Source organism: Luteirhabdus pelagi, assembly GCF_016827595.1.
Classification (GTDB): Bacteria; Bacteroidota; Bacteroidia; order Flavobacteriales; family Flavobacteriaceae; genus Luteirhabdus; species Luteirhabdus pelagi.
Genome location: NZ_JAECMS010000001.1, coordinates 75,945 through 102,618, shown reverse-complemented (window position 1 = coordinate 102,618; position 26,674 = coordinate 75,945). Strand labels below are relative to the sequence as shown.

Sequence of the window (26,674 nt, the reverse complement as noted above, 5' to 3'; positions counted from 1 at the left end):
TTTGGCTATTTCACTTCCTTGTGTTCAATATAAAAATCGGGATCGATTTCCACTTTCTCGATAGTGTCCCCAAACGATTTTGATTTCCATTCAGCATTAGGATAAATCCACTCTTCTATTTCATCGACCGTCACCTGAACAGGCATGTCAAAGCCTTCAACAATATTGGTATATCGAAACTGAAGCTCGCTTCCTTTCACCTTATATTCCAATAACGGAATTTTGGTGGTCCGTAAGTATTGTTGCCAGAATTCGGTCAAATCGATACCAGATTCTTTACTGAGGTATTGTTCAACTTGGGCTGAAGAAACGGTTTGGTGACGAAATTCTTCATTTAAACCCCGAAGCAGTTGTCGCCACTTCTCATCGTCTTCTATCAACTGACGCAAGGTGTGAAGGATATTTGCGCCTTTGTAATACATGTCGGAACTTCCCTCATGACTTACCCCATAGGTTCCTATAATTGGGCGGTCGTTCTGAATGTTCCGACGTGTACCAGTTACATAAGCTGCCGACGCCTCCTTTCCGTAGTGATAATCCAAATATAAATTCTCCGAATAAGCCGTAAATCCTTCATGTAACCACATATCGGCAACATCCTTATTCGTAATGTTATTGGCAAACCATTCGTGCCCCGATTCGTGAATAATGATAAAGTCGAATTTTTCTCCCCAGCCACTTCCGCTAAGGTCCGAGCCGAGATAGCCATTCATGTACCGATTTCCGTAGGTAACACTGCTTTGGTGTTCCATCCCCAAATACGGGACTTCTACCAATTTGAAACTGTCTTCATAGAAAGGATATGGCCCAAACCAATGTTCGAAGGCTTCCATCATCATAGGCGCCTGCTTAAATTGCTCTTTAGCTTCCTCTAAATTTTCTTGCAATACCCAGTAGTCCATGTTTAGTTTTCCGTCCAAACCATCGTAGGTTTCGGAAAAGTTTGCATAATCGCCAATATTAATGTTCACCCCATAATTATTGATGGGGTTTACCACCTTCCAATGCCAGGTTTTAGTGTCGCCATTATCTTTGGTTTCGATCAATCGACCATTTCCAACAGCCACTAGATTTGATGGAGCTGTAATGCTGAGATCCACACCATTATCAGGTTCGTCGTAGGGATGGTCTTTGTTTGGCCACCAAATGCTTGCTCCAATTCCTTGGTTGCTGGTGGCGATAAACCATTTTCCGTTTGAATCTTTACGCCAAGTAAAACCACCATCCCAAGGCGGACGTTTTGCCACTCTTGGTGTTCCGGAAAAGTGAAGGGTAAGATCATATTTCTTTCCTTTTTCCTGTTTTTTCTGAAGTTGAATGAAATGCGCATTCCCATCCGAGTTTATGGTCAAATCCTTGCCATCCTGAACCGCTTTTTCCAATTTCATTGGCGGTTGAAGGTCGATTTGAAGCAGCTGATTAGGCTCCAGCACTTCGTAGGTAACAGTATTCGTCCCTTGAATCGATTTAGTATCAGGGTTTACTGAAACACTCAAATCATAATGTTGAAGGTTCCACCACGCCCGTTCTGGGGTAATGCTTCCACGGAGGGTGTCTTGGTGGGTGAAATTTTGAGCGAATGAAGCTATTGTGAAAAAAAGAACCAGTAAGAGCGTTAACACCCCCCTTAGTCCCCCCTCAAGGGGGGAAGTGGACATCAAACTAATTTCTTTTACCATCCTCATACTTTCGATGCCATCTTTACCCAAATTGGGAAGGAACTTGTTGTGTATATTCAAATTCATAAATTTTGTCATAGGTATTGTTTATCTAAATACAGCTGACGGAAAAACCACCACGCTTTCAAAACCATCTTCATCGACCGCCGCTACGCCGAAAAAATAGTTGTCAATAACGATACCCTCCAACGTGAATTCGGAAACATCGCCAACGTATCGACTATAATCCCAAGTAGGAGAGGTGGTATCGCGCCAATAGATTTTGTATCCCTTTGCACCGTCTACCTTATCCCACTTAAATTTAGCGGACGGTTCTACAATGCCACCGATGGCGACATTCTTTGGAGCAGGAGGCGCCCAGGCCAAACTTGCCATGTTGATAGCATTGACAGCCGTAAGCTTTTTTGCATAGTCGAAATTTACGAATTTCAACTTGTCGCCGTACTCGATGCCGTTTTCGGTACGGATGTCCTGATGTTGTTGCGTATAGTTTTCATGCGCTTCCATAATGCGAATCCCAGCAAACCCCAGGTCGTTAAAAGGCCTGTGGTGACCACCCCGTCCGAAGCGGTCTAAGCGATAGATCATCATCGGGTTCATTTCAGGCATATAGGTTTGGGTTGTTTTATGGACGTAGCGCGCCAACTGACGTGAAATACCGTCTACTTCACCCCCATAAAACCGGCGCATTCTCCGTTCGCGCTCGGTTTCATTTGGTGGTACGGGTTCCGAAAAAATTCTAAAATCGCGATTACTGATCACACCATCCACACCTTCAATGTTACCAATCATATCATTATTTAATACACCGATAATATTCCAACCTTCATTCTTGGCCCATTCAGCAAAGCCTTTTCCGCCAAATAAACCCTGTTCTTCACCACTTAGTCCTAAATACACGATGCTCGCTTCAAATTTATATTTTGAAAGCACGCGAGCCGCTTCGATTGCGCCTGCCATTCCACTGGCATTATCGTTGGCACCAGGTGCATCCTTGGTAAAGTTGCTACCATCGCTATTTCTTGAATCGATATCGCCACTCATAATGATATAGCGGTTTGGGTATTTCGTCCCTTTTTGAACGGCCGCAACATTAACGATCCAAGTGTCTTTTGGAACTCTTTCGTTTCCTTCTGCTTTTACAAAATCTTTCTGATAAAAAACATCTAAGCAATTATTGCAAGCATTTGAAATAGTTTCAAATTCACTTTTAATCCACCGTCGAGCCGCTCCGATACCCCTGGTGTCGCTTACGGTATCGCTAAAGGTGTTTCGGGTGCCGAAACCGGCCAAGGTAGTGATATCGGCTTTGATGCGTTCTGCCGAAACGGCATCGATAATGTCATAAATCTTTTGATTGGTCTGTGAGTAGGAGAGCAGTGCTGTAAAAAACAGCAATAGGGTAATTCGGTATTTCATGGTAGAATTTTTCTTAAAAATACGGAAAAAGCAAACGGTTTGGAAATCTACTTATCAGAGGTGTCTTTCGGAAGTCCTACTAAGGCCAGATGCTTTTTATCTGGGCTGATCGCCATTCTCGTAATTTCTGAAATATTGCTGGAAGCTACATCGCCTATCTTTTCCCAGTCGCCTTCACCAAACAGATCGAGCATAAAAAGTTGCGAGCCACTACCGATTAATAACCTGGCTTCATCCAACCAAATATGGTCTTGAATCCCGATCGGAAGTTGTGCCACAAAGAAGCTTTCCCCTTTTGCCATATCCCATTGATATACATCGTAGTTACCTTCATCATTCAAAAATGTATAGCTCATCATTTCAGTAGCGCCAATACGATGAAGGGAGCGGCCTACATTGCGAACGACGGTATCGACTTGTTTTTTTGAAAAATTTATGACGGTTAATGCCAATTCATCGCCATCGAGTACAGCTGCCAGCGCTTTTTCTTTATTTAGGAAAGAATAGTACGCTACCTGAAGGTTATCCACCATCATTTTGGAATTATTATCTTCGGTATCATAGCGGTATAATCGTTGCAACCCTGTTGTATCAAGCCTTACGGCTGAAATATATTCGGAATCAGGAATCTGTATTGGAGAATATTCTCCTCCTTGTGGTGTATGTGAAAGCCACTCTGTGGTTTTTTGTTGAAGATTATAGTAAGCGATATCGGTTTGACCGTTTCTGGTTTTGGCGAACAGGAGTTCTTCGTTGTTTTTAAAGGAAGGTTGATTGTCGTAACCGTCATTCTGTGAAATATTCTGCACTTTTGAAACGGTGAATTCGTCAGTAATTGAAATATCCAGCAGATATACTTCGGTGTTGGGCTGCGCAAAGCCGATGAAGGTGAGTAAGGTGAAGAGTGCCGATAGCAAGTAATTCATAAACTTGAGTTTCCTTCAAAAATAGCAAACACCAGACCATAAAAAAGACCCAACGCACAAATAATTGCAATGGGCCTTTCACGAGTTAAGTGTTTCAGGTGTATTAGAATGGATAGGTATTTTCGGCGGTTACCTTTTCCGCAATCTTATTCCGTAGCTGAACGATGTTCGGAAAGTTTTGATATTTCGTCCATCGTTTTAGTCCCATCAACATCGCGCGCTGTTCGTCGCCTTCAGAAAAACTGATGATGCCTTCTTTTCCTTTGTTGTTGACCTTCTCAACAGCATGGTAGAGGTACAATTGCGCCATTGCCACTTGGTATTCGGCATTGTCGCTTCCCCGGTTATGGTTCTTTTCAGCCCGTAGGATGGCGCTTTCAGCCATATAGATTTCAATCAAGATATCGGCTGCTGCCAACAATAATTGTTGATGTTGCTCTAATTCGGTTCCGTATTTCTTCACGGCAGCTCCCGCCACCATTAAGAATACCTTCTTCAATTTTGCGATCATTTCCTTTTCTTCGGAAAGGGTTTCAGAATAATCGGGCGTATCGAAAGAAGGAATTCCCATCAGCTCTTCACCAACCGCTTGTGCTGGTCCGAGTAGGTCTACATGTCCTTTCATCGCTTTCTTCACCAACATTCCTACGCAAAGCATACGGTTAATTTCGTTGGTCCCTTCATAAATTCTGGCAATTCTAGCATCTCGCCAAGCCGATTCCATCGGGGTATCGGCGCTAAAGCCCATTCCGCCGAAAATTTGGATTCCTTCATCAGAACAATTTTGGATATCTTCGGAAACAGCTACTTTAAGGATACTACATTCTATCGCATATTCCTCAACGCTCTTCAACTCTGCTTCCTGGTGATCATTTCCTGCGTCCATACGAAGTGCGATGCGATCTTCTATATTCTTTCCTGCACGATAACTGGCACTTTCACCAGCAAAACAGGAAGCCGCCATTTCGGCCAATTTCGACTTAATCGCTCCAAACTTAGCGATTGGGGTTTTAAACTGAACGCGATCGTTAGCATATTTCGTAGCTTGGTCAATCACGCGGCGCTGTGCATCCAAACTAGCAGCAGCGAGTTTGATTCGCCCTACATTTAAGGCATTCATCGCGATTTTGAAGCCTTCCCCTCGTTCTGCTAGCATATTTTCAACCGGAACTTTCGTATCGTTGAAAAATACCTGACGGGTAGAGGAGGAGTGGATTCCCAGTTTCTTTTCTTCTTCGCCAAAAGTGATTCCGTTATCGGGATCGTTTTCTACAATAAAGCCGGTGATATATTTGTCATCTTCAATACGTGCAAAAACGATAAACAAATCGGCAAAACCTGCATTCGAGATCCACATCTTCTGACCGTTGATCAAATAGTATTTTCCATCATCGGTAAGTACTGCTTTCGTCTTTCCGCTGTTTGCATCACTACCTGCTCCAGGTTCTGTAAGACAGTATGCACCGAACCATTCGCCCGTAGCGAGTTTTGGAACATACTTTTTCTTTTGCTCTTCGGTTCCATAAAGCGTAATGGGCATGGTTCCGATACCGGTATGGGCGCCAAAAGCTGTCGCAACAGAACCGGTGGCACCTGAAATATAATCGCAAACCAACATGGTGGTTACAAAACCCATTCCAAGTCCGTCGTACTCTTCTGGCACGGCAACGCCCAAGAGGCCCATTTCACCTGCCTTGCGCATGATTTCTTCGGTGAGGTCGTAGTTTTTCTTTTCAAACTCTTCCTTTTTCGGCCAAATTTCACGGTCGACAAACTCCTTCACGGAGTCGCGCATCATTTTTTGCTCTTCTGAAAAATCTTCTGGTGTGAAAACGTCTTCAGCAGCCGTTTCTTTTATGATAAACTGGCCACCGCGAAGAAGGTCTTTATTTGTTGTTTCTGTGCTCATTTTTTGTTTTTTTAATATTGTCGATTCGAGCGCAGTCGAGAACTATCTTTTATAATATGTCTGGTCGATTAAGGTCTCGACTGCGCTCGACCAGACAGGTTTCTTTTTTTTAGTTTAGGAATTCATACACCCCTGCAGCTCCTTGTCCGGTACCTACGCACATGGTGACCATTCCGTATTTACCTTGAAGGTTTCGTTTGCGCATTTCGTCAAATAGTTGGACGGAAAGCTTACCTCCGGTACATCCCAGTGGGTGACCTAAGGCAATGGCACCACCGTTTACGTTTACGATGTCTTTGTTCAATCCAAGTTTTCGAATAACAGCTAATGATTGGGAGGCGAATGCTTCATTTAGTTCGATAAGTTCTAGATCCTCCTGCTTCAATCCAGCTTGCTTCAATGCTTGTGGAATAGCCTTTACAGGACCAATCCCCATGATACGTGGTTCAACGCCAACAGCTGCATAATTCACCAAACGTGCGATAGGTTCAAGATTTAGCTTTTTCACCATTTCTTCACTCATCACCATCACAAAAGCGGCACCGTCACTCATTTGCGAGGAGTTACCGGCCGTTACGCTTCCGCCTTCTGCGAAAACAGGGCGAAGTTTTGCCAAGGCTTCCTTATTGGTTCCTTTTCGCGGTCCTTGGTCTTCCTTTACTGTGTAAGTTTTGGTTTCTTTTTTCCCATCGTCATTAAAGAAGGTTTCTTCAACATCAATCGGAACAATCTGATCTTGAAATCGACTTTCCTCTTGCGCTTTTAAGGCTTTCATATGGCTGTTATAGGCAAATTCATCTTGATCTTCACGAGAAACATCAAATTCATTTGCCACCGCTTCGGCGGTTAGTCCCATACCCCAATAATAATCTTCATGACCTTCTTTGGCCAATTTGTAATCGGGAACAGGTTTATAACCACCCATCGGGATATAGCTCATACTTTCTGCACCACCGGCAATGATACAGTCGGCCATTCCGCTTTGAATTTTAGCAGATGCAATGGCAATGGTTTCCAATCCGGAAGCACAATACCGATTTACGGTCACCCCAGGTACATCTTCGATTTTTAATCCCATTAACGAAATCAATCGCGCCATGTTCAAACCTTGTTCGGCTTCGGGCATGGCGTTTCCGACGATTACATCGTCGATTTGTTTTTTGTCCAATTCTGGTAGTTTATCCATCATATACTGAATGGTTTCCGCTGCCAATTCATCGGGTCGCTTAAATCGGAAAAGTCCTCTTGGCGCCTTTCCAACTGCGGTTCGATATGCTTTTACTATATATGCTGTTTTCATATTTTTAGTATTGAGATATTAGTATTGAGATTTTAGAGACTTTTGAAACGAATAGTTCATTTTTTGAATCTCAACTAATCTTTTTAAAATAGGTTTTATATCATTTTCTGTTAGTAAATCGAGTTCCAATACGAGGATCATTTGAGTTTCTAATTCATATGATGAACCATTCGCGACTGATAGAAAGTGAACAAATTCCTTATCTGAATTTCTACCAGCTCCTTCCGCAATATTTGAAGGAATTGAGACTGCCGATCTTTTTATTTGAGAAGTGAGTCCAAACTTTTCATCATCTGGTAATGCAGAACAGGTTTTATAGACCTCTTTTGTTAGCTCTATTGCTTTTTTCCAAATCTTTAAGTCATCAAGCTTATGCATATCTAACTACTCAATTCTCAGTACTCTGTACTAATTACGCAATGGTTTATTCTTTTGAATCATATGTTGAAGGCGTTCTAAGGTCTTGCGTTCGCCACAAAGGCTTAAGAAAGCTTCACGCTCCAGATCGAGTAGGTAACGCTCGCTCACCTCTTGCGGTTCGCTTAGGTCACCACCGGCCATCACATAGGCTAACTTATTTGCAATTTTCTTATCGTGTTCGCTAATGTAGTTTCCAGCCTTCATCTGATCGGTACCTACGTAGAACGCACCAAGGGCTTGTTTCCCTAGTGCCTTAATGTCAGTTCTTTCAATGGGCTTGGTGTAGCCTTGATCGGCCATCATTCGGGCGACTTCTTTCGCTGCCTTGATCCGTCGATTCTTATTTACGATTATGATATCCTTTCCTGGCTTGATGATATTGGTATCGATGGCTTCATAGGCTGAAGTAGATACTTTTGCCATTCCGATGGTGAGGAAATGCTCTCTAAGAATGTTCAATTCAACATCACCTTTATTGAATTCATCTTGGGCACGAACGGTCATTTCCTTACTTCCGCCCCCACCAGGAATTACACCAACACCAAATTCTACTAATCCGATGTAGCTTTCAGCAGCGGCAACGACACGATCGGCATGTAGTGTCATTTCACAACCACCACCCAGTGTCATTCCGTGTGGTGCTACTACCGTTGGAATAGAGGAGTAGCGCAGTCGCATACAGGTATCCTGAAAATATTTTACGGCAGCATTCAATTCATCATACTCTTGTTCAACCGCCATCATAAAAATCATCCCCACGTTAGCCCCAACCGAGAAGTTTTTGCCTTCGTTTGAAATGACCAGGCCATCATAGCTCGCTTCGGCGAGATCGATTGCCTTATTTACGCCAGCGAGTACATCGCCACCGATGCTGTTCATTTTGCTTCGGAATTCAACGTTTAGGATACCATCGCCTAAATCTTCAACAATAACGCCGCTATTTTTCCATACTTCCCTGCTTTCACGGATGTTATCGAGTAAGATATAGCTGTCCTGACCAGGAATCTTAACATGTGTTTTTTCGGGAATACCATAATAGTAGGTGTTTCCTTCACGCACATCGTAAAAGTTCTCCACTCCGTTATCGAGCATTTCATGTACCCAATCGGCAGGTTCTTTTCCTAGGTCCTTAATCAGTTCGATTCCTTTTTTCACACCAATGGCATCCCAGATTTCAAATGGACCGTGTTCCCAGCCAAAACCTGCACGCATAGCAGCATCAATCTTATAGAGTTCGTCGGTAATCTCTGGAATTCGCTTTGAAACATAGGCGAACATGGCTCCAAAATTCTTTCGGTAAAATTCACCTGCTTTATCGTCGCCATTAATCAGCACCTCAAAACGGTCTGAAACCACATCTATGTCTTTTGTCTTGTTCAAAGTATCGAAGGAAGCGCGTTCTTTTTCGCGATACTCCATCGATTCAAGGTCGAGCGACAAAATTTTGGAATTGCCATCGTCATCCTTAATTTTTTTATAGAATCCTTGTCCGCTTTTGCTTCCCAACCATTCCTTTTCCATCATGGTATCGATGAAACTAGGCAGCTCAAAAATATCATGCTCCTCATCGTCGGGAACATTCTTATGGATTCCATTGGCTACATGTACTAACGTATCCAAGCCGACCACATCAACTGTTCGGAAGGTGGCACTTTTTGGTCGACCGATTACGGGACCGGTCAGTTTGTCGACTTCCTCTACAGTAAGTCCCATTTCTTTCACTTGGTGGAAGAGGCTTTGAATGCCGAAGATTCCGATTCGGTTTCCGATAAAAGCTGGTGTATCCTTCGCTACGATAGAAGTCTTTCCGAGGAATTTTTCACCATATTCATTTAAGAACTCTAGAATTTCAGGGTCGGTCTTCGGACCAGGAATTATCTCAAACAATTCTAAATACCGCGGAGGGTTGAAGAAGTGCGTTCCGCAAAAATGCTTTTGGAAATCGTCGCTACGACCTTCATTCATTTGGTGAATTGGGATACCTGATGTATTAGTGGTAATCAAGGTGCCTTCCGTACGATGTTTCTCTAGATTTTCAAACACTTGCTGTTTAATATCCAAACGTTCTACAACCACCTCGATTATCCAGTCGACATTCTTCACCTTATGGATATCGTCTTCCATATTTCCGGTAGTGATGCGTGAAGCGAAGTCTTTGTGATACAGCGGCGCAGGCTTCGATTTAATGGCTTCCTGAAGCGAGTTGTTCACCAATCGATTGCGAACCTGTTCATCTTCTAATGTTAGTCCCTGTTTTTTTTCCTTATCGGTCAGTTCACGCGGAACGATGTCGAGCAGCAACACCTCCACGCCAATATTGGCGAAATGGCAGGCGATGCCGCTTCCCATAATTCCCGAACCGATAACGGCTACTTTGTTAATTCTTCTCTTTGACATATTATGCTATTTTTTCAGTATATATTTTTTTTGAGTTGATTAGTTCTAAAATGGTATTGGCCACTTTTTTAAAGGTTTGAAGTTCCTCTTCCGATACTGCTTCCTGTACGGCTTCATCGAAGCGTAACACTACGTTTTTTGAAAACTCGCGCATTTCCTTTCCAAAAGGGGTGAGGTGTATTAAAACCCCGCGACCATCATCTGGGTTTGGTTTGCGCTCGATGAGCCCCTTTGTTTCCATAGCTTTTAGCGTTCTGGAAAGGCTAGTAGCTTCCATCCCCATCTTTGGGCCTAAGGCTGTACTGGGCGTTCCTTCCTCGGGATCGATACTGATAAGGGCAAATCCTGTGGCCATGGTACTCCCTTTTTTGCCAGCTTCTTCATTGTACATTTTCTGTACGTTCATCCATGTGGAACGCAGTATATAGTCTATGGTCTTTTCTTTCAAAAAATGGATACTTTTAATGTTCCTCCCAAAGATAAGAAAATTTATTATGCATGCATAGTAAATAAATGTGAAAAAATATGTCGTTTTGTCTTAAAGGACTGAAACCCTTTTAGCTAGCAGACTATCTTTTCTGAAAAGTACCAATAGCACATTGCGTTCATCGCTATAGTATTGTTCACCTTGGTTAGTAGGGAACCAGCCTTTTTCTTCATTTTGAATCAGTTCATTGATCCACTTCATATCACGTCCCGAGGCCTTTTTTAGTCCCTTAGTCCATGCGTTCATATCATTTGGATCGATTTTGACAATAAACTTATAATCGTACGAACTAGCACCGGGTACACCTGCGACGCTTCTGGAAAAGCCATTCACATTGAAAAGTCGGAATTGCGCATCCCTGAAGTTGGTGGGCGCCACAATCTGTTGTTTTAGTTGTTGCACACGTTGTTCTGATGTTTGAAATGTTTCGCTGGTGAGTTCTGTATTCCGTTGGTCACATGAAAAAGCCACCCCTAAGAATACAATCATACATAAAAATGATGTTTTCATAGCTTATGTGTTTGAATACCGAATTAAAGATACGATTTTAACGTATTCGTTGAAAAAGTTTTTGAGTGAAACCCAAATGCTACATTTTATCAACCGAAAACGTTATAGTATACTTTATACATTGTGGATGTCGTTCTAATGCCCTAGTTTTATACAAATGAAATCGAAATTGCAACGTATTGGGGTACTGACTAGCGGTGGGGATTCCCCCGGGATGAATGCCGCTATCCGAGCGGTCGTCCGTTCATGCGCTTATCATAACTTGGAATGTATAGGAATTTTTCGCGGCTATGAAGGATTAATTGAAGGCGACTTCAAACCGTTGGGTCCGCGTTCTGTGAAGAATATCATCAATAGGGGTGGAACCTTTTTGAAATCGGCACGCTCCAAAGAATTTCGTACCGAAGAAGGAAGAGCAAAAGCCTATCGAAACCTGAAGGAGGCAGATGTGGATGCCTTAGTGGTCATTGGCGGTGATGGAACGTTTGCAGGTGCCATACAATTCAATAAGGAACATGATTTCCCTATCGTGGGGCTGCCCGGAACCATCGACAACGATATTAATGGTACCGATTATACCATTGGCTATGATACTGCTCTCAATACCGTGGTGGAAGCCATCGATAAAATCCGGGATACCGCAAATAGTCATAATAGACTGTTCCTAGTGGAAGTAATGGGCCGCGATGCCGGCGATATTGCTTTGAATGCGGGAATTGGTGCTGGAGCGGAAGAAATATTAATTCCTGAAGAGGATATGGGGAAAGATCGCTTGATCGCATCCCTTAAACGAAGTAAAAAAGCCGGAAAAACCTCAAGTATCGTGGTGGTAGCCGAAGGCGACCAAATCGGAAAGAATATTTTGGGATTGGCGGATTATATTCGCAACAATATGGATGAATATGAAGTGAAGGTTACCGTTCTTGGTCATATCCAGCGCGGTGGCTCCCCGAGTTGCTATGATCGCGTACTGGCGAGCCGGTTAGGTGTGGGCGCTATCGATGCTTTGATGAAGGGTGAAAGAGGCGTTATGATCGGTTTGGTTCATAATAAAGTGATTTCGGTACCCTTTGAGCAAACCTTGGAAGGTGAGAACGAGATCGATACCGAATTGATCCGTGTTGCCGATATCACTTCAACCTAATAAAAAACATACTAAAGAATATGAGTACAAAAATTGGAATTAACGGTTTTGGCCGTATTGGAAGAATTGCTTTTAGAATCGCTGCAAAAAACGAGAATATTGAAGTCGTGGCGGTCAACGACCTGTTGGATGTAGACCATCTTTCTTATCTGTTGAAATATGACTCTGTACATGGAAAGTTTCCAGGTACTGTTGAAGTGGAAAACGGACAGTTGGTGGTAGATGGAAAAACCATTAGAGTGACTTCCGAAAAAAACCCTGCCGATTTGAAATGGGGTGAAGCTGGCGCTGAAATCGTTATTGATTGTACCGGAATTTTTAAGGAAAAGGATTCTGCTAAGGGTCATTTGGATGCCGGTGCCAAAAAAGTGGTTATTTCGGCTCCTTCCAAAACCGCCCCGATGTTCGTGATGGGAGTAAACCATCAGGATGTGAAGGCTGAGGATACCATCGTTTCAAATGCTTCTTGTACTACCAATTGCCTTGCCCCAATGGCGAAGATCATCGACGATGCGCTAGGGATTGAGGAAGGGCTAATGACAACCGTTCACGCAACTACGTCTACCCAATACACTGTCGATAGTCCTTCAAAGAAAAATTTCAGACTGGGAAGAAGTGCCATGGCGAATATCATTCCCACCACCACAGGAGCAGCAGCAGCCGTAACGAAGGTTATTCCTTCCCTTGAGGGAAAACTGACAGGAATGGCATTCCGTGTGCCTACGACCGATGTTTCGGTAGTCGATTTAACGGTGCGAACCAAGAAAGGTGCTTCGTATGAAGACATCAAAAAATTATTTAAGGAAGCATCGCAAGGTGCATTCGAGGGTATTGTAGCGTATACCGATGAAGAAGTGGTTTCGCAAGATTTTGTAAGCGATCCGCATATTTGTAATTTCGATGCTGGCGCAGGGATCGCGCTTAACGACAATTTCTTTAAATTAGTAGCTTGGTACGATAATGAGTATGGCTATTCGGCAAAACTGATCGATTTGGCCGCTCATGTTGCAAGTCTCTAAACTATGATATTGATTGCCGACGGTGGTTCCACCAAATGCGACTGGATTTTATTGGATGAAGAAGGCAATGTAGCCTTAAAAACGCGTACTCGTGGATTGAATCCTGCTGTAATTCCTGAGGAGGAATTAGCACTTCGAATTCATGAAAACGAGGAACTTCCCAAACTTTTCGATAGCGTAAAGAAAGTCGATTTCTATGGTGCTGGTTGTGGTACCGAAACCCCTAGAAAAACATTTTTAGGTGTGCTAAAGGAGTTATTTCACAATGCTGCCGTCACTGTTAATGAGGATATGGCAGCTGCGGTGCATGCGGCTACTACCGAAGCAGGTATTGTTTGCATTCTCGGAACGGGAAGCAATAGCTGCTATTTCGATGGAAAAGACATTCATACTTCCGTAGCATCTTTAGGCTATATCTTAATGGATGAGGCCAGCGGGAATTACTTCGGAAAGCGACTGATTCGCGATTATTTTTACAAGAAAATGCCAACCGTTTTGGCGAAGGATTTCGAACAACGCTTCAACCTCGATCCTAATGAAATAAAGGTGAATCTTTACAAACGTCCGAATCCAAATACCTACCTAGCTTCCTTTGCCGAATTCATCTTCACTTCGGAAGAAGTAAACGGTTACTTTTACAAGCTGATTAGTGAAGGTATGAACAAGTTTATCGAAAACCGCATTCTATGCTACAAAAAGGCGCAGGATGTCCCGATTCACTTTATCGGTTCCATCGCCCATTTCAGCAAGGATATCATTGAAGATTGCTTTAAACCCTATCACCTAGAACTCGGAAACGTAATTCGTCGGCCCATCGACGGATTGATCGAATACTACCGGTCGGAAATACTTCCGAAGATGACCCAATAACTATCTACGTATGGCGCTACCTAAAATAAATCCTTTACAGACAACCGCTTGGAAAGAACTTGCCATTCACTTTGAGAGCACAAAAGAACATCATTTGGTCGATTATTTTCGTGAAGAAGACAATCGTGCGGAAAATATGCACATAGAATGGCGGAATTTCTATTTGGATTATTCGAAGAATAGGATCTCAGAAAAGACAAGGAAACTATTACTGCGTTTAGCCGATGAAGTGAAGTTGAAGGAAGCGATAAAAGCTCAGTTTTCAGGGGAGGCGATTAATGAAACCGAAAAAAGAGCGGTAAGCCATACCGAACTGCGAAACTTCGATAAAATGAAACCTGAAGTTTCTGAAGCTTTGCGAAAGATGGAGCATTTCTCTGAGAAAGTGATTTCTGGGGAATGGAAAGGGTATACGGGAAAACGAATAAAGAGCATCGTAAATATCGGAATTGGGGGAAGTGATCTTGGTCCCGATATGGTATGTGAGGCCTTGCGCTATTACCGAAATGAACTCGATCTTCATTTTATTTCGAATGTGGAAGGCGATCATGTTCGTGAAACCTTAAAGCAAATAGATCCAGAAACGACCCTATTTATCATTGTTTCCAAAAGCTTTACGACACAGGAAACCCTGACCAATGCCCAAACGGTGCGAAAGTGGTTTTTAGAAAACGCAGAAGAAAAAGATGTTCCCAAACATTTTGTAGCGGTTTCTACGAATCTTCAGGCTGTTGCCTCCTTTGGTATTGCAAGGGACAACATTTTTCCGATGTGGGATTGGGTAGGCGGACGTTTTTCACTTTGGAGTGCGGTGGGACTTTCGATTTGTTGTGCGGTTGGATATCGAAACTTCAGACAATTGTTGAAAGGCGCCGAAGCCATGGACAACCATTTCCGACACGCTTCCTTTGAAGCCAATATCCCAATTATGCTGGCACTGATCTCAGTGTGGTACAATAACTTTTTTAAATGTGAGTCTGAGGCGATCGTGCCGTATTCGCAATACCTACAGAAGCTAGTACCGTATTTGCAGCAAGCTATTATGGAAAGCAATGGTAAAAGTACTGACCGTAATGGAAACGAGGTGCATTGCCAAACAGGAACCATCGTTTGGGGAAGTACGGGAACGAACGCCCAGCATGCGTTTTTCCAGCTGCTTCACCAAGGGACAAAGCTAGTACCGGTAGACTTTATTTGCTTTAAGGAATCGTTGTATGGCGATACCGGTCATCAACAGAAACTAATAGCAAATTGTTTGGCCCAGAGTGAAGCGTTAATGGAAGGCACTCATGGAGCAAATACTGAAAATCAGTTTAAGGTGTTTAAGGGTAATCGTCCGAGTAATACCTTACTCATCGAGCGTCTTACCCCAGAAACCTTAGGAAGTCTTATTGCTATGTATGAGCATAAGTTATTCGTGCAGGGAGTAATTTGGAACATCTTCAGTTATGACCAGTGGGGTGTTGAATTGGGTAAAAAATTAGCAAAAGGCATATTGGATACGCTATCTGGTGAAAAGAAGGAAAGTATTCAAAATACGTCTACTAAAAAACTAATAGAAAAAGTGTCTCAATAACTATCGATGATGATACGGCTCATTTCGAAGGATGGTGAAGCCACGATAAATTTGCTCAACTACAAATAAGCGCACCATTTGGTGTGAAAAGGTCATTTCTGAAAGGGCCACTTTTCCCTTTGCTGCTGTATAAACTTCTTCACTAAAGCCGTAGGGGCCACCAATAACGAAAACTAACGTCTTTAACCCACTATTCATCTTCTTCTGAAGGAAATTGGCAAACTTCACTGAAGTATAGTGCTTGCCTTTTTCATCTAAAAGAATCAAAACGTCGGAAGGATCTAACTTTTTTAAAATCAATTCCCCTTCTACTTGCTTTTGCTGTGCTTCGCTGAGATTTTTTGCATTCTTGATATCGGGCAATTCTTCCAACGAAAACTTCACATACCGACGAAGTCGCTTTTCATACTCCGCGATTAGGGACCGCAAGCGCTTATCGTCGGTTTTCCCTATGGTAATCAGTCTGATATTCATTATTCCTTAATATACGTTACCAATCCGATTTCTTCACTTTTACCACGTAGCAAGCTATCGGTCAATTTCTTTTTTTCAACACCTTTTGGAAGTTTGTAGGCAACATTTGCGAATTGTTCTGAGGCTAGAATGTTTACATTTAGCTTATTACACATCTCCTGAATCCTAGAGGTGGTATTCAAGACATCGCCCGAAAAGGCTATGTCGCGTTTAATTTGACCAATTTCACCTACCATTACATTTCCGAAATGATATCCTACCTTGAATTCAGGTACTATCCCATACTTTTTCTTGTATCGCCTGGAACGGTAGCTGATGCTTTTCTGCATCTGATAGTAGCAACGAATGGCATTTCCGGATTTTAATCCCAAGTTCATCTTCCAGGAGACCACTACTTCATCACCCACATATTGGTATACTTCACCACGGGTTTGCACAATGGCAGGGGCAATATCGGCGAAGAAATCCTTTAAAAAGTTGAAGTATTTTTCTTCACCCAACTCCTCGGCAATACCCGTCGCATTTCGGATATCGGCAAACATAAAGATGCGCCGCTCATGCTTCGGGTGAAAATAGCGTCCCAACAGATAATCGACAAACACTCCGGGGCCGTATTTGTCATTTACCATCAATACGATTAGGGTACCGATAACGATAAACAACCAGATGATAAAATTCTTTAGAAAGAGCCAAGTGCCGAAGAATACCCAAAGCTCATCCATTACGTCCGAGTGATAAAAGGGTAAGCCATATTCTTCACTATAATAATACAGTGCACCCACCACGCTTACCAATAAAGCCGTGATAATATAGGTGATGATAATGTACAGCAGCGCTTTCCAAAAGGCATGTTTTCGAAGCCAACGCGCCATTAAGTTGATGGTAATAATCCCGCCAATGATTCCCGCTGTTACCGAAAACAACAAGTTTGCAGTAAAGGCTTGTCTAAAATCGAATGCTGAGCTAAGAATATCGTTGCTAGCTAAGGTGAAGAATTCATAAAAGAAGATAATATTGGCGATAATGACCCAAGAGATCAAAATCCAAAACGCGCGACGAGCGTAAAACCAAAGTTGTCGCAAGGTGTATCGTCTAAAACGAATCTTCATTTAGCAGTCCTTGTATTTATCGTATAGTCCCTTGCCGTCTAAGATCATAGGAACAGCTTTATCTAACCGTCGCTTTCGGGTTGCTTCCTGTTTAGCACTTCCGATATGGTCAGCATATTCACGCTGTTTTCCAGGCGTAAGATTTGAAAATGCTTTTTTTAGTTCGGTGTTTTCAGAAAGGGCATTTTTCAGTAGCGGGGGAATGTTGACACCTTTTTTCTTGACAGGCTTCACTTTTTTTCCGGCCTTCGAATTGGCGATGGCTTCCTCGGCATACTTTTTCACCAATTTGGTGTCAATTTTATCTCCGTCTTCAAAGCGCCATTGCCGCATCGCCTTGGCATTTCCGCCTTTAGCTGTTATGAGAATCTTTTTAGGATCCTTGAGGAATACCCCCTGATGAAACCATAAAGCATAATGGTTTTTAAACCCCGCTATTCCCACTACAATATCACCATCGTAGGTGTAGGTAGGAGCACCCCACTTCACCTCCTCGGTAAGTTTGGTCTGTAGGAGCGCTTCGCGCAACTGCTGAAGTTTGTCGCTCCATTTCGAATGCTTTTTGATATAAGCATCCACTTTTTCACTATTGGTCATTATCGGTTGTTTGGGTTCAAGATAGCAAAATTAAAAAATGCAAGTCTCTAAAGAAACGTTATAATTGATGTGCTACAATTTGGGGATCGAATCCGACAGTTGAGTAGGTTTTTTTATGATATAGATCATGGTCGGTTAACCTTTGTGTCAACAAAAACGATAACCATGTTTCAGCACTACCAACCTTACTTGTTTTTTTTAATAGCAGTCTTATTCAGTTTCACTTCTTCCGCGCAGCATACTGTTTCGGGAGTGGTTACCCAAGCCAACGGAAATCCAATAATGGGTGCCAATGTGTATCTGGAAGGTACCTACGATGGTGCTACCACAACTGAGGATGGAACTTTTTCTTTTGAAACTTCTGAAGAGGACACCCACACTCTTGTTATCTCCTTTATTTCCTTTGAACCCTATCGGAAGGTTGGGTTGGTATCTGAAATGAGCGGATTGAACATCGTATTAAAAGAAGATTTGAATACCCTAGATACAGTCGTTCTTTCTGCCGGAACGTTTGAAGCCAGTGATAATAGTAAGGTTTCAGTGTTGAAGCCGTTGGATGTGGTCACTACTGCCAGTGCGCTGGGCGATTTTGTCGGAGCACTGCAAACACTTCCTGGAACCACGACTGTTGCTGAAGACGGCCGACTGTTCGTCCGTGGAGGTGACGCTGGAGAAACCCAAGTGTTTATCGATGGTATTCGTGTATTCACGCCTTATACACCAACTACGAATAATATTCCGTCGCGCGGACGATATAGTCCGTTTCTCTTCGATGGGATTACTTTTTCTACAGGTGGGTATTCAGCTGAATACGGCCAGGCGCTTTCCTCTGTTTTGTTATTAAATACAGTGGATGAACCAGACCAGGAGAAAACAGATATTTCCATAATGACGGTTGGTGCTGGTTTGGGAAACACACAAATCTGGGGTGATACTTCGCTTAGCATCAACGCTTCCTATATCAATTTGGCACCCTATGTGGCAGCGTTTCCGGATCGCAATGATTGGGATAAACCTTTCGAGGTCTTTGCTGGAGAAGGCGTGTTTCGAAAAAAGATGAAAAATGGGATGTTGAAATGGTATGCAGCCTTCGATGCGACGCGTTTTGCGCTGACGCAACAGGACATCAACTTTTCTGAAGGCTTATATTTTAAGTTGAATAATAACAACCTGTACACCAATGCCAGTTATGAAGGTGAATTGAGCGATACGTGGGATCTATTGGCTGGTGGAAGCTATACATATGCCATCAATGATATCAAGGTGATGGAGGGCGATGTAACCAATACGAACCATTCGGCACACATGAAGGTGAAGTTGAAGAAACGTTTCAACAGCAGGATAAAGCTTTATTTAGGTGGGGAACAATTTCTTTCCGATTTTGAAGAGAAATTTCAAGACCCTAATTTTCAGGTATCCTACGGATACCAAAACGATATATCGGCGCTTTTTGCTGAAACCGACCTCACCTTTTCTAGAAAATTTGCGGTGAAGCTCGGCCTGCGTGGTGAATATAGTCCGCTGTTCGATCAAGCGACGGTTTCACCCAGAGCTTCACTTGCCTATAAAACATCAAAAAATGGACAGATTTCCGTAGCCTATGGCGATTTCTACCAGCAGCCAAATCAGGATATTCTGAAGTTCGAACAGGATTTAGAGGCACGAAAAACACAGCATTATATCCTTAACTACCAATATGTAGCCGACAATCGGATCTTCCGCGCGGAGCTTTACCGAAAAGACTACGCGAACTTAGTCACTTTCAGTTCTGAAATGCCCACATTGGGCGATGCTTTCGAAAATGGGGGTGATGGCTATGCCCAGGGACTAGATTTGTTTTGGCGTGATAATAAATCGATTAAGAACTTCGATTATTGGATTAGCTACTCCTATTTGGATAGCGAGCGGAAGTTCCGAAACTACCTGACGGCTGCGCGACCGCCCTTTGCCAACGAGCACAATCTTTCGGTCGTGGGAAAATATTGGATCGATGATTGGAGAAGTCAGGTGGGGTTTAGCTATCAATACGGAAGTGGCCGAAACTATACCAATCCGAACGAGTCTGGCTTTCTTCAACAACAAACGAAATCGTATAACAATATAAGCTTGAATTGGGCCTATTTACTTTCACAACAGAAAATACTGTATTTCTCAGTACAAAACGCACTCGGCTTCCGAAACGTAAATGGTTATCAATACGCCAACACCCCAAATACGGCGGGTAACTTCGACCGTAGAACCTTACGTCCCGCTGCCGATCAATTCTTCTTCGTGGGCTTCTTTTGGACGATAAGTGATGATAAGAGTGATAATCAGTTGGATAATTTGTAAGCAGTGAACCTGCCTAGCCGGCAGGCAGGCGGTGAGCGGTGAAGGGTCATTAGTCAATAGTGCTTCATCGACACTCCAAACTAATATTTCTAAACTGATAGACTCCTAGATTCATTTCTGCAATCCCTAATTTTTAAATTGACAAATTTTCAAATTAGCATCCACAGCATCCAATCCCAAGCTCCAAATCCCAAGCTCCAAATCTCAAATCCCAAATCCCAAATCCCAAATCCCAAATCCCAAAGAATGTCAGTAGTCATTAGTAAATAGTCGATAGACGCTATTGATTAAAGGTTATTAGTTTGTAGTTAAATAGTAATACATAAGTTCCACAGTATCCACAGTATCCACAGTATCCACAGCATCAAATCCCAAGCTCCAAATCCCAAATCCCAAATTCCAAATTCCAAATTCCAAATTCCAACGACTACCAACTATCGACTACTAACTAACAAATACAATTCATCCATCCAATTTGACAATTCAGTATATCAGTTTTTAAAAAGCCCGTCTTTATGAAGACTTTTGAATCAACATTAAAAACCAAACGAATCTTAAAAACCGCAACCATGCAAACCGTTATTACTACTATAGCCATTTTATTTTCAGCTTTTATGCTGCAGGCTCAGAACACCATTACCGTTTCGATGCACAATTTCGACAACGATAAGGGAACCGTTAAGGTTGGACTGTACGATTCCGAGGGAAATTTTCTCAACAAGGAGTTTATGACCCGTGGAGCAACCATTTCAGGGGAAAAAGCCGCTGTTACCTTTACCGATGTGCCTGATGGCACGTATGCCATTTCCTGCTACCACGATGAGAATGACAATGATAAACTCGATATGATGATGGGCATCATGCCTTCAGAAGATTACGGATGTTCCAATGGAGCTAAAGGGTTTTTCGGACCACCGAAATGGAAGGATGCAAAATTCACCATCGAAAACGGCGAAACCAAAGCAATCGATATAAAACTATAACCATGTTAGGTATTCTATTACGCAAATTCGGAACACACAAAACATTCAAAATAGCCCTGCTTTCAAGCATTTTGCTACTGGTGGGCGGGATCATTCTTCAACTTTCAAACTAAAACACTATGAAAACCATCATCACGATTGCAATCTGCCTCTTCACTTTTACAGGTGTTGCTCAGAACCAATACGAAAAAGGTATGCAAAAAGCCTTTGAACTTTGGCAGGAAAACAAGCCACTGGAAGCGGCAAATCTTTTCGAACGTATCGGAAATGCCGAAAGCGACAAATGGCTGCCGTATTACTATGCATCGCAAATCTATATTCTTCAGAGTTTTAACGAGAAGGACGAAACCGCATTAAAAGCAAAGCTTGAAACGGCATTAAACTTTTTGAACGATGCCAAGACCAATTCCGATAACAATCCGTATGTAATGACCTTAGAGGCATTGTACTATACGGCCTGGGTAGCATACGACGGGCAAAAATACGGAATGAAGTACGCCGGAAAAGTAACCCAGTTATATGAAAAGGCAATAGCCATTTCCCCTGAGAACCCTATCTTTATTTTGGCGAAGGCAGAATGGGAAATCGGTAGCGCCAAGTATTTTGGTAAGCCGCTAGATCCGTACTGCAAGGACATTCAAAGAGCCATCGATCTTTTTGCTACCTTTGAGCCGGAAGGTCAGTTTTATCCTTCCTATGGTGCCGAAAGAGCTCCAGAAGTATTAGAAATGTACTGTAAATAATGACCGTTACTCGATTTTTTAAGGAAGTGGGCAAAGCCTTTTTTGTGGGCCTGCTCATTTTTATTGTGTTAGGTGTTATTCAATATCTGAATGGCGATCGCATCGATTCTGGAAAGGAATTCCTGATTAAATTGTTGTATAATCAGCTCTATTCGGTGGTCTTGTATATGGCGAACGCTGTGATCATATTCTATGTCTTGGATCGCTATAAAAATCTTGTGTTCAAACTAAAGAACCTCTGGAAAGCGGTTTTAGGCAATATAACCGTTACTCTTATCGCAATCTTCCTGCTTCGCTTTTTGGTGAATGTTGTTTTCTACGATCAGCCACTGATGGAGTTTTTACGCGATCAGCGATTAGACTATTACTTGGTTTCCTTTATCATTTCGATGGTGGTGGCCAGCATTTTTTATGCCTTCTACTACTATAAATTCAATCAGGAGCGAAAGGTTAAGGAACAGAAAATCATCGCTGGTACGGCTTCGGCCCAGTTTGATGCCTTAAAGAACCAGTTGGATCCGCATTTTCTTTTTAACAGTCTAAATGTACTGACGAGTTTAATTGAAGAGAATCCAGATGCCGCCACGAAGTTTACGACCTCACTTTCAAAAGTGTATCGCTATGTATTGGAGCAGAAAAACAAACAATTGGTGACGTTGGAAGAAGAATTGCGTTTTGCCTCCCTGTATATGTCACTGTTGAAGATGCGCTTCGAAGACAGCATCGTTTATTCACCACCTGAAACCTTGGAAAACCCTGAAGCGAAAGTAGTGCCGCTATCCTTACAATTGCTGCTCGAAAATGCCGTGAAGCATAATCAGGTAACGCCTTCAAAAAAGCTCCATATCACCATTACCGAAAAAAATGGCGTGTTAACGATTGAAAACAACTTTCAACCCAAACAAGTGGTGAAGGAAAGCAGTGGGGTCGGTCTTCAAAACATTCACAAACGATATGGGTTGTTAACGAACCGCCCTGTACATGTCGGACAAGAAGGAACACATTTTAAGGTTCAATTGCCGCTACTGACGAAAGAAGCGATTGTTCGTCCGCGAGCCGACGAATTCATCTCAGAGAAACGTTACGAACGCGCCAAGGAAAAGGTCGAGAAATTGAAGGGCTTCTACATCCATTTCACCATTTACCTATGCTTTGTTCCTGTTTTTATTTATTTGAATTACATATCAGGTACTAGCTTTCCATGGGCGATGTTCCCGATAGGAGGTTGGGGACTGGGAGTAGCCGGTCACGCCATCGAGGTATTCAACTGGAACCCTTTCCTGGGTAAGGACTGGGAAGAACGCAAGATTCGGGAATTGATGAATAAGGACGAGTAACCTTACGGTTCATCGCTCCAAAACTACGGTTCGGTAGTTTTTAGTTGAAAAGAGGCAACCTGCTTGGTACTTTTATACCATCATTTAAAACTACTAGTCATGAATTATTCTTCACCACAAAACAAGTACGAATACGCCAAGCAGCGTGTTGAAAAACTAAAGGGATTTTATTGGCATTTGAGTATCTACTTACTCTTTATTCCCGTATTCCTTTGGTTGAATTATGTATCGAATACCAGCTTCCCTTGGGCACTATTCCCTATCATTGGTTGGGGTATCGGTTTAATCGGTCATGCGGCCGACACTTACGAGTGGAACCCCTTCTTCGGAAAGGATTGGGAAAAGAGAAAGATCGAGGAATTTATGCGGGAAGATTCGTAACCTAAGGAAATCCAATAATCAATTAGAAAAACCAACGTCATGGATAATATGGACAAAAATTCTAGCAAGTATTTTAAGGCAAAAGAAAGAGTGGAACATATCAAAAAGTTCTACACCAGCCTTATCATGTACTTCATTTTTATAGGCTTTTTAGCAGCATTGAACTACTATACAAACGAATGGAGCTATATGTGGTTTTTATGGGCTGCCTTCGGATGGGGGATCGGACTTATCTTTCAAGCCGGTAAAGCCTTCAACTGGAATCCGATTCTTGGAAAGGATTGGGAAGACCGTAAAATGAAGGAGTTTATGGAGGAAGAGGAAAACAAATCACGTTGGGAATAACAGCAACCATGGAAACAACTGAAGAAAACTACAGGAAAGCTTCAAAAAAGCTGAAAGCATTGAAAGAGTTTTATGCCCATCTCACAGTGTATATCATTCTTTCAGTACTCGCCATCATTGGAGCGATTATCGTGCTTAACCTACCACAAGTAGAAGAACTGGGGCCAGAATTTAAAAACTGGGTACTTTGGAGCTATATCATCACTTGGGCTATTTGGGGGATAGCCATCTTGATTCATTGGTATAATGTATCGAATGGAAAGGTGCCGTTTTTCCGAAAATGGGAAGAGCGCAAGATTAAGGAGCTATTGGATGAGGAGGAAAACAACTATCAATCCATTCAAAATAGAGACTAATGAAATATTTGAAATACCTACCAATACTTTTAATACTGTTGCTACATGTTGAAGGATATGGCCAAGATTTTTTAATTGAGAATGTTGCGGTTTTCGATGGTGAAAAGGTTATCGAGAATACTTCGATTTTAGTTGAAAATGGTGAAGTGAGCAACGTGGCAGCAGATTTGAAATTCGATGGCGACATAATTGATGGCTCCGGAAAGTTCCTAATGCCGGGTATGACCAATAGCCATGTACATGCGTGGATGGCGGGTAACTTGGTGGAAGCTGCCAAAGCTGGGGTGTTGAATGTTTTGGATATGCACGGAGTGGAACAGTATCAGCAATCGATGCGGAAGCGATTTCTCGACTCTACAAACTATGCGCGCTATTGGTTTGCCGGTGCCGCAGCAACCGTTCCGAACGGACATGGAACGCAATACGGTTTTCCAACGCCAACCCTTACCGAACCCGAAGAAGCCGACGAATTTGTAGCAGATAGAATAAAGGCTGGAGCAAATTACCTAAAGATAATGGTTGAGTCGCTGCGACCAAGTTTAAAACCTGAAACTGTTGAAGCGCTCATAAAATCGGCGCATGCAAAGGATCTCAATGCGGTGGTACATGTCTCCCAAATGGAAAATGCAGCGCAAGTACTGTCTTTAGGAGCCGATGGTTTGGTTCATGTTTGGTGGGATAAACCCTTTGAAGCAGAAAAGTTGAAGGCGCTGGCAAATCGGTCAGATTTTTTCATGGTTCCAACCTTACTGACGGTTATTCGAATTTTCGAAAACAATACCTCAATGGAAGATGTTTCACGTTTATCGAAAGAAGAATTGTTGGGTGAAGTGTTGAAGGCATACGAAGCTGGGGTTCCTATTTTAGCAGGGACCGATCCTCCGAATGCGCAAATCAACTATGGGAGTGATCTCTATGAAGAAATGAAACTACTAAAAGAAGCAGGGCTTTCGAGTATTGATGTGTTGAAAAGCGCTACTTCCTTGCCTGCTAAATATTTTGACCTTCCGAACCTGGGATTTTTAAAGCCAGGCTATAAAGCTGATATGGTGTTGTTGAATGAAAATCCACTAGAAGACATGGAGCATCTATATACCATTGAAGCCGTTTGGAAAGAAGGGAAGGTTGTGAAAACACCGTAACATATTTTAAAAATCCACTACTGATATAATAAACCTCACAAATGAAAGCACACGAAATAGATTACGTTATTCACGGCGAAGAAATGCAATACGTTTCCATTACTCTCGATCAGAATGAAGGGGTTTTAGCCGAAGCGGGTAGTTTTATGACAATGGATCAAGGCATAAAGATGGAAACTATCTTTGGCGATGGTTCTGCACAGGATAAAGGTGTTTTGGGAAAGATATTTGGTGCTGGAAAGCGATTGTTGACGGGTGAAAGTCTTTTTATGACGGCCTTCTATAACACCCATCCCGAACGACAGGATGTTAGTTTTGCTTCACCCTATCCTGGGAAAATCATTGCGTTGGATTTAGAACGCTTTAACGGAAAGTTCATCTGTCAAAAGGATGCGTTTCTTTGCGCCGCCAAAGGGGTATCGATTGGGATTGAATTTTCTCGAAAACTCGGACGTGGCTTTTTCGGTGGGGAAGGATTTATCATGCAGAAACTAGAAGGCTACGGAATGGCTTTCGTACACGCCGGCGGAACAACGCTCAAAAGAGAACTAAAACCTGGGGAACGCCTTCGCGTAGATACAGGATGCATCATCGGCTTTGATAGTACGGTCGATTACGATATTGAGTTTGTGGGTGGTATCAAGAACGCTGTGTTTGGTGGGGAAGGAATCTTCTTCGCGACGCTTACTGGACCCGGAACAGTGTACATCCAATCCTTACCCTTTAGCCGTTTGGCGAAGCGCGTCTGGGCATCTGCACCAAGAGGAGGTGGTAAGGATAAAGGTGAAGGAAGCATTCTCGGGGGCTTGGGCGATCTGTTGGATGGCGATAACCGATTTTAACAAATACAAGTTATCAACAGCCCTAATATTTTAAAATATTTTTTGTTATATTGAGGGAGCTAACGAAAAAAACCAATAGCCTATAGTCTGAAAACTACGTAACCTGATTAATACCTGTTTACCTATGGCTAGAGCAATGTTTGATTACACCAAAGCCGTACTCGCGAAAGTGAGTTTTGATGTAAATTTGTTCTGCAAGGAATTACAGAAAGCCTTAAAAAGATTACTTCCTTATGAAATTGAGGAGCTTAAGGTGTATGTAGATTCACTGATTCAGCAGAACCCCAAACTAAATCAATGTTTAATTTATCTTAATCCATAATAAAATAAGCCTCGAGAAATCGGGGCTTTTTTAATGCATATGGGTGGCTTCGAGAG

The 26,674-nt window shown here is 42.5% G+C and carries 26 protein-coding genes; 14 read left to right on the top strand and 12 right to left on the bottom strand.

The annotated features are described in order from the left end of the window. Window positions 1-5 precede the first annotated feature (5 nt). The 9 genes from I4Q58_RS00505 to I4Q58_RS00465 all read right to left on the bottom strand — a co-directional run bounded on the left by I4Q58_RS00505 (window position 6) and on the right by I4Q58_RS00465 (window position 11,047). The gene (locus tag I4Q58_RS00505; RefSeq protein ID WP_203294282.1) at window positions 6-1,658 is read right to left on the bottom strand and encodes a M1 family metallopeptidase; all 1,653 of its coding nucleotides are present in this window, start codon (window positions 1,656-1,658) and stop codon (window positions 6-8) included. Window positions 1,659-1,766: 108 nt separating this feature from the next. Beyond that, the gene (locus tag I4Q58_RS00500; RefSeq protein WP_203292642.1) at window positions 1,767-3,098 is read right to left on the bottom strand and encodes a M28 family metallopeptidase; all 1,332 of its coding nucleotides are present in this window, start codon (window positions 3,096-3,098) and stop codon (window positions 1,767-1,769) included. A 47-nt stretch (window positions 3,099-3,145) separates the two neighbouring features. After that, complete coding sequence (locus I4Q58_RS00495) at window positions 3,146-4,024, bottom strand: TolB family protein (RefSeq protein ID WP_203292640.1); 879 nt, start codon at window positions 4,022-4,024, stop codon at window positions 3,146-3,148. Between the two features lie 103 nt (window positions 4,025-4,127). Then, window positions 4,128-5,933, bottom strand: a complete 1,806-nt coding sequence (locus I4Q58_RS00490) for an acyl-CoA dehydrogenase family protein (RefSeq protein WP_203292638.1) — start codon at window positions 5,931-5,933, stop codon at window positions 4,128-4,130. Window positions 5,934-6,042: 109 nt separating this feature from the next. After that, on the bottom strand, window positions 6,043-7,233 hold the full coding sequence (locus I4Q58_RS00485; RefSeq protein ID WP_203292636.1) for an acetyl-CoA C-acyltransferase: 1,191 nt from the start codon (window positions 7,231-7,233) through the stop codon (window positions 6,043-6,045). 18 nt (window positions 7,234-7,251) lie between these two features. Further along, a complete protein-coding gene (locus I4Q58_RS00480; protein ID WP_203292634.1) occupies window positions 7,252-7,611 on the bottom strand; it encodes a four helix bundle protein in 360 nt (119 codons plus the stop codon). A gap of 30 nt (window positions 7,612-7,641) precedes the next feature. Beyond that, complete coding sequence (locus I4Q58_RS00475; protein ID WP_203292632.1) at window positions 7,642-10,050, bottom strand: 3-hydroxyacyl-CoA dehydrogenase/enoyl-CoA hydratase family protein; 2,409 nt, start codon at window positions 10,048-10,050, stop codon at window positions 7,642-7,644. A gap of 1 nt (window position 10,051) precedes the next feature. Further along, on the bottom strand, window positions 10,052-10,498 hold the full coding sequence (locus tag I4Q58_RS00470) for a MarR family winged helix-turn-helix transcriptional regulator (protein WP_203292630.1): 447 nt from the start codon (window positions 10,496-10,498) through the stop codon (window positions 10,052-10,054). A gap of 90 nt (window positions 10,499-10,588) precedes the next feature. Beyond that, window positions 10,589-11,047, bottom strand: a complete 459-nt coding sequence (locus tag I4Q58_RS00465; RefSeq protein ID WP_203292628.1) for a hypothetical protein — start codon at window positions 11,045-11,047, stop codon at window positions 10,589-10,591. A 157-nt stretch (window positions 11,048-11,204) separates the two neighbouring features. Between I4Q58_RS00465 and pfkA the strand changes: the two genes are divergently transcribed. Genes pfkA through pgi form a run of 4 tightly spaced genes read left to right on the top strand, consistent with a single transcriptional unit; the run spans window position 11,205 to window position 15,656 of the window. Then, the gene (gene pfkA, locus I4Q58_RS00460; protein ID WP_203292626.1) at window positions 11,205-12,191 is read left to right on the top strand and encodes a 6-phosphofructokinase; all 987 of its coding nucleotides are present in this window, start codon (window positions 11,205-11,207) and stop codon (window positions 12,189-12,191) included. Window positions 12,192-12,211: 20 nt separating this feature from the next. After that, entirely contained in the window at window positions 12,212-13,210 is a 999-nt protein-coding gene (gene gap / locus I4Q58_RS00455) for a type I glyceraldehyde-3-phosphate dehydrogenase (RefSeq protein WP_203292624.1), read from the top strand. Window positions 13,211-13,213: 3 nt separating this feature from the next. Continuing rightward, a complete protein-coding gene (locus tag I4Q58_RS00450) occupies window positions 13,214-14,080 on the top strand; it encodes an N-acetylglucosamine kinase (RefSeq protein WP_203292622.1) in 867 nt (288 codons plus the stop codon). Between the two features lie 10 nt (window positions 14,081-14,090). Beyond that, a complete protein-coding gene (pgi, locus tag I4Q58_RS00445) occupies window positions 14,091-15,656 on the top strand; it encodes a glucose-6-phosphate isomerase (protein WP_203292620.1) in 1,566 nt (521 codons plus the stop codon). On the opposite strand, the gene rlmH is transcribed toward pgi, so the two are convergent. From rlmH to I4Q58_RS00430, 3 genes are read right to left on the bottom strand one after another with little or no spacing between them, the layout of a single operon-like run. Then, window positions 15,657-16,130: a 23S rRNA (pseudouridine(1915)-N(3))-methyltransferase RlmH gene (gene rlmH / locus I4Q58_RS00440; protein ID WP_203292618.1), complete on the bottom strand. Its 474-nt coding sequence runs from the start codon at window positions 16,128-16,130 to the stop codon at window positions 15,657-15,659. After that, complete coding sequence (locus I4Q58_RS00435) at window positions 16,130-17,239, bottom strand: adenylate/guanylate cyclase domain-containing protein (RefSeq protein WP_203292615.1); 1,110 nt, start codon at window positions 17,237-17,239, stop codon at window positions 16,130-16,132. The genes rlmH and I4Q58_RS00435 overlap by 1 nt, the downstream gene beginning before the upstream one ends. Beyond that, window positions 17,240-17,836, bottom strand: coding sequence for a YdeI/OmpD-associated family protein (locus I4Q58_RS00430; protein WP_203292613.1), 597 nt, complete (start codon window positions 17,834-17,836; stop codon window positions 17,240-17,242). It abuts the gene before it with no gap. 165 nt (window positions 17,837-18,001) lie between these two features. Between I4Q58_RS00430 and I4Q58_RS00425 the strand changes: the two genes are divergently transcribed. The 10 genes from I4Q58_RS00425 (at window position 18,002) to I4Q58_RS00380 (ending at window position 26,618) form a co-directional block, all read left to right on the top strand. Next, window positions 18,002-20,167 (top strand): TonB-dependent receptor, encoded by a 2,166-nt coding sequence (locus I4Q58_RS00425; RefSeq protein WP_203292611.1) that lies wholly within the window; start codon window positions 18,002-18,004, stop codon window positions 20,165-20,167. Window positions 20,168-20,682: 515 nt separating this feature from the next. After that, a complete protein-coding gene (locus I4Q58_RS00420; protein WP_236002776.1) occupies window positions 20,683-21,150 on the top strand; it encodes a DUF2141 domain-containing protein in 468 nt (155 codons plus the stop codon). 119 nt (window positions 21,151-21,269) lie between these two features. Then, the gene (locus I4Q58_RS00415; RefSeq protein WP_203292609.1) at window positions 21,270-21,893 is read left to right on the top strand and encodes a hypothetical protein; all 624 of its coding nucleotides are present in this window, start codon (window positions 21,270-21,272) and stop codon (window positions 21,891-21,893) included. Beyond that, window positions 21,893-23,230, top strand: coding sequence for a 2TM domain-containing protein (locus I4Q58_RS00410; RefSeq protein ID WP_203292607.1), 1,338 nt, complete (start codon window positions 21,893-21,895; stop codon window positions 23,228-23,230). The genes I4Q58_RS00415 and I4Q58_RS00410 overlap by 1 nt, the downstream gene beginning before the upstream one ends. A 99-nt stretch (window positions 23,231-23,329) precedes the next feature. After that, a complete protein-coding gene (locus I4Q58_RS00405; RefSeq protein ID WP_203292605.1) occupies window positions 23,330-23,611 on the top strand; it encodes a 2TM domain-containing protein in 282 nt (93 codons plus the stop codon). Between the two features lie 39 nt (window positions 23,612-23,650). Beyond that, window positions 23,651-23,956 (top strand): 2TM domain-containing protein, encoded by a 306-nt coding sequence (locus tag I4Q58_RS00400; RefSeq protein WP_203292603.1) that lies wholly within the window; start codon window positions 23,651-23,653, stop codon window positions 23,954-23,956. 8 nt (window positions 23,957-23,964) lie between these two features. After that, window positions 23,965-24,312, top strand: coding sequence for a 2TM domain-containing protein (locus tag I4Q58_RS00395; protein WP_203292601.1), 348 nt, complete (start codon window positions 23,965-23,967; stop codon window positions 24,310-24,312). Next, entirely contained in the window at window positions 24,312-25,454 is a 1,143-nt protein-coding gene (locus I4Q58_RS00390) for an amidohydrolase family protein (RefSeq protein ID WP_203292599.1), read from the top strand. Before I4Q58_RS00395 ends, I4Q58_RS00390 begins: the two co-directional genes overlap by 1 nt. A 41-nt stretch (window positions 25,455-25,495) precedes the next feature. Continuing rightward, complete coding sequence (locus I4Q58_RS00385) at window positions 25,496-26,296, top strand: TIGR00266 family protein (RefSeq protein ID WP_203292597.1); 801 nt, start codon at window positions 25,496-25,498, stop codon at window positions 26,294-26,296. Between the two features lie 124 nt (window positions 26,297-26,420). Next, window positions 26,421-26,618, top strand: coding sequence for a hypothetical protein (locus tag I4Q58_RS00380; RefSeq protein WP_203292595.1), 198 nt, complete (start codon window positions 26,421-26,423; stop codon window positions 26,616-26,618). Window positions 26,619-26,674 lie beyond the last annotated feature (56 nt).

Coding starts and splice junctions, on each gene's coding strand:
- I4Q58_RS00505 (WP_203294282.1), bottom strand. CDS start 1,658: ATGTCCACTTCCCCCCTTGAGGGGGGACTAAGGGGGGTGTTAACGCTC.
- I4Q58_RS00500 (WP_203292642.1), bottom strand. CDS start 3,098: ATGAAATACCGAATTACCCTATTGCTGTTTTTTACAGCACTGCTCTCC.
- I4Q58_RS00495 (WP_203292640.1), bottom strand. CDS start 4,024: ATGAATTACTTGCTATCGGCACTCTTCACCTTACTCACCTTCATCGGC.
- I4Q58_RS00490 (WP_203292638.1), bottom strand. CDS start 5,933: ATGAGCACAGAAACAACAAATAAAGACCTTCTTCGCGGTGGCCAGTTT.
- I4Q58_RS00485 (WP_203292636.1), bottom strand. CDS start 7,233: ATGAAAACAGCATATATAGTAAAAGCATATCGAACCGCAGTTGGAAAG.
- I4Q58_RS00480 (WP_203292634.1), bottom strand. CDS start 7,611: ATGCATAAGCTTGATGACTTAAAGATTTGGAAAAAAGCAATAGAGCTA.
- I4Q58_RS00475 (WP_203292632.1), bottom strand. CDS start 10,050: ATGTCAAAGAGAAGAATTAACAAAGTAGCCGTTATCGGTTCGGGAATT.
- I4Q58_RS00465 (WP_203292628.1), bottom strand. CDS start 11,047: ATGAAAACATCATTTTTATGTATGATTGTATTCTTAGGGGTGGCTTTT.
- pfkA (WP_203292626.1), top strand. CDS start 11,205: ATGAAATCGAAATTGCAACGTATTGGGGTACTGACTAGCGGTGGGGAT.
- gap (WP_203292624.1), top strand. CDS start 12,212: ATGAGTACAAAAATTGGAATTAACGGTTTTGGCCGTATTGGAAGAATT.
- I4Q58_RS00450 (WP_203292622.1), top strand. CDS start 13,214: ATGATATTGATTGCCGACGGTGGTTCCACCAAATGCGACTGGATTTTA.
- pgi (WP_203292620.1), top strand. CDS start 14,091: ATGGCGCTACCTAAAATAAATCCTTTACAGACAACCGCTTGGAAAGAA.
- rlmH (WP_203292618.1), bottom strand. CDS start 16,130: ATGAATATCAGACTGATTACCATAGGGAAAACCGACGATAAGCGCTTG.
- I4Q58_RS00435 (WP_203292615.1), bottom strand. CDS start 17,239: ATGAAGATTCGTTTTAGACGATACACCTTGCGACAACTTTGGTTTTAC.
- I4Q58_RS00430 (WP_203292613.1), bottom strand. CDS start 17,836: ATGACCAATAGTGAAAAAGTGGATGCTTATATCAAAAAGCATTCGAAA.
- I4Q58_RS00425 (WP_203292611.1), top strand. CDS start 18,002: ATGTTTCAGCACTACCAACCTTACTTGTTTTTTTTAATAGCAGTCTTA.
- I4Q58_RS00420 (WP_236002776.1), top strand. CDS start 20,683: ATGAAGACTTTTGAATCAACATTAAAAACCAAACGAATCTTAAAAACC.
- I4Q58_RS00415 (WP_203292609.1), top strand. CDS start 21,270: ATGAAAACCATCATCACGATTGCAATCTGCCTCTTCACTTTTACAGGT.
- I4Q58_RS00410 (WP_203292607.1), top strand. CDS start 21,893: ATGACCGTTACTCGATTTTTTAAGGAAGTGGGCAAAGCCTTTTTTGTG.
- I4Q58_RS00405 (WP_203292605.1), top strand. CDS start 23,330: ATGAATTATTCTTCACCACAAAACAAGTACGAATACGCCAAGCAGCGT.
- I4Q58_RS00400 (WP_203292603.1), top strand. CDS start 23,651: ATGGATAATATGGACAAAAATTCTAGCAAGTATTTTAAGGCAAAAGAA.
- I4Q58_RS00395 (WP_203292601.1), top strand. CDS start 23,965: ATGGAAACAACTGAAGAAAACTACAGGAAAGCTTCAAAAAAGCTGAAA.
- I4Q58_RS00390 (WP_203292599.1), top strand. CDS start 24,312: ATGAAATATTTGAAATACCTACCAATACTTTTAATACTGTTGCTACAT.
- I4Q58_RS00385 (WP_203292597.1), top strand. CDS start 25,496: ATGAAAGCACACGAAATAGATTACGTTATTCACGGCGAAGAAATGCAA.
- I4Q58_RS00380 (WP_203292595.1), top strand. CDS start 26,421: ATGGCTAGAGCAATGTTTGATTACACCAAAGCCGTACTCGCGAAAGTG.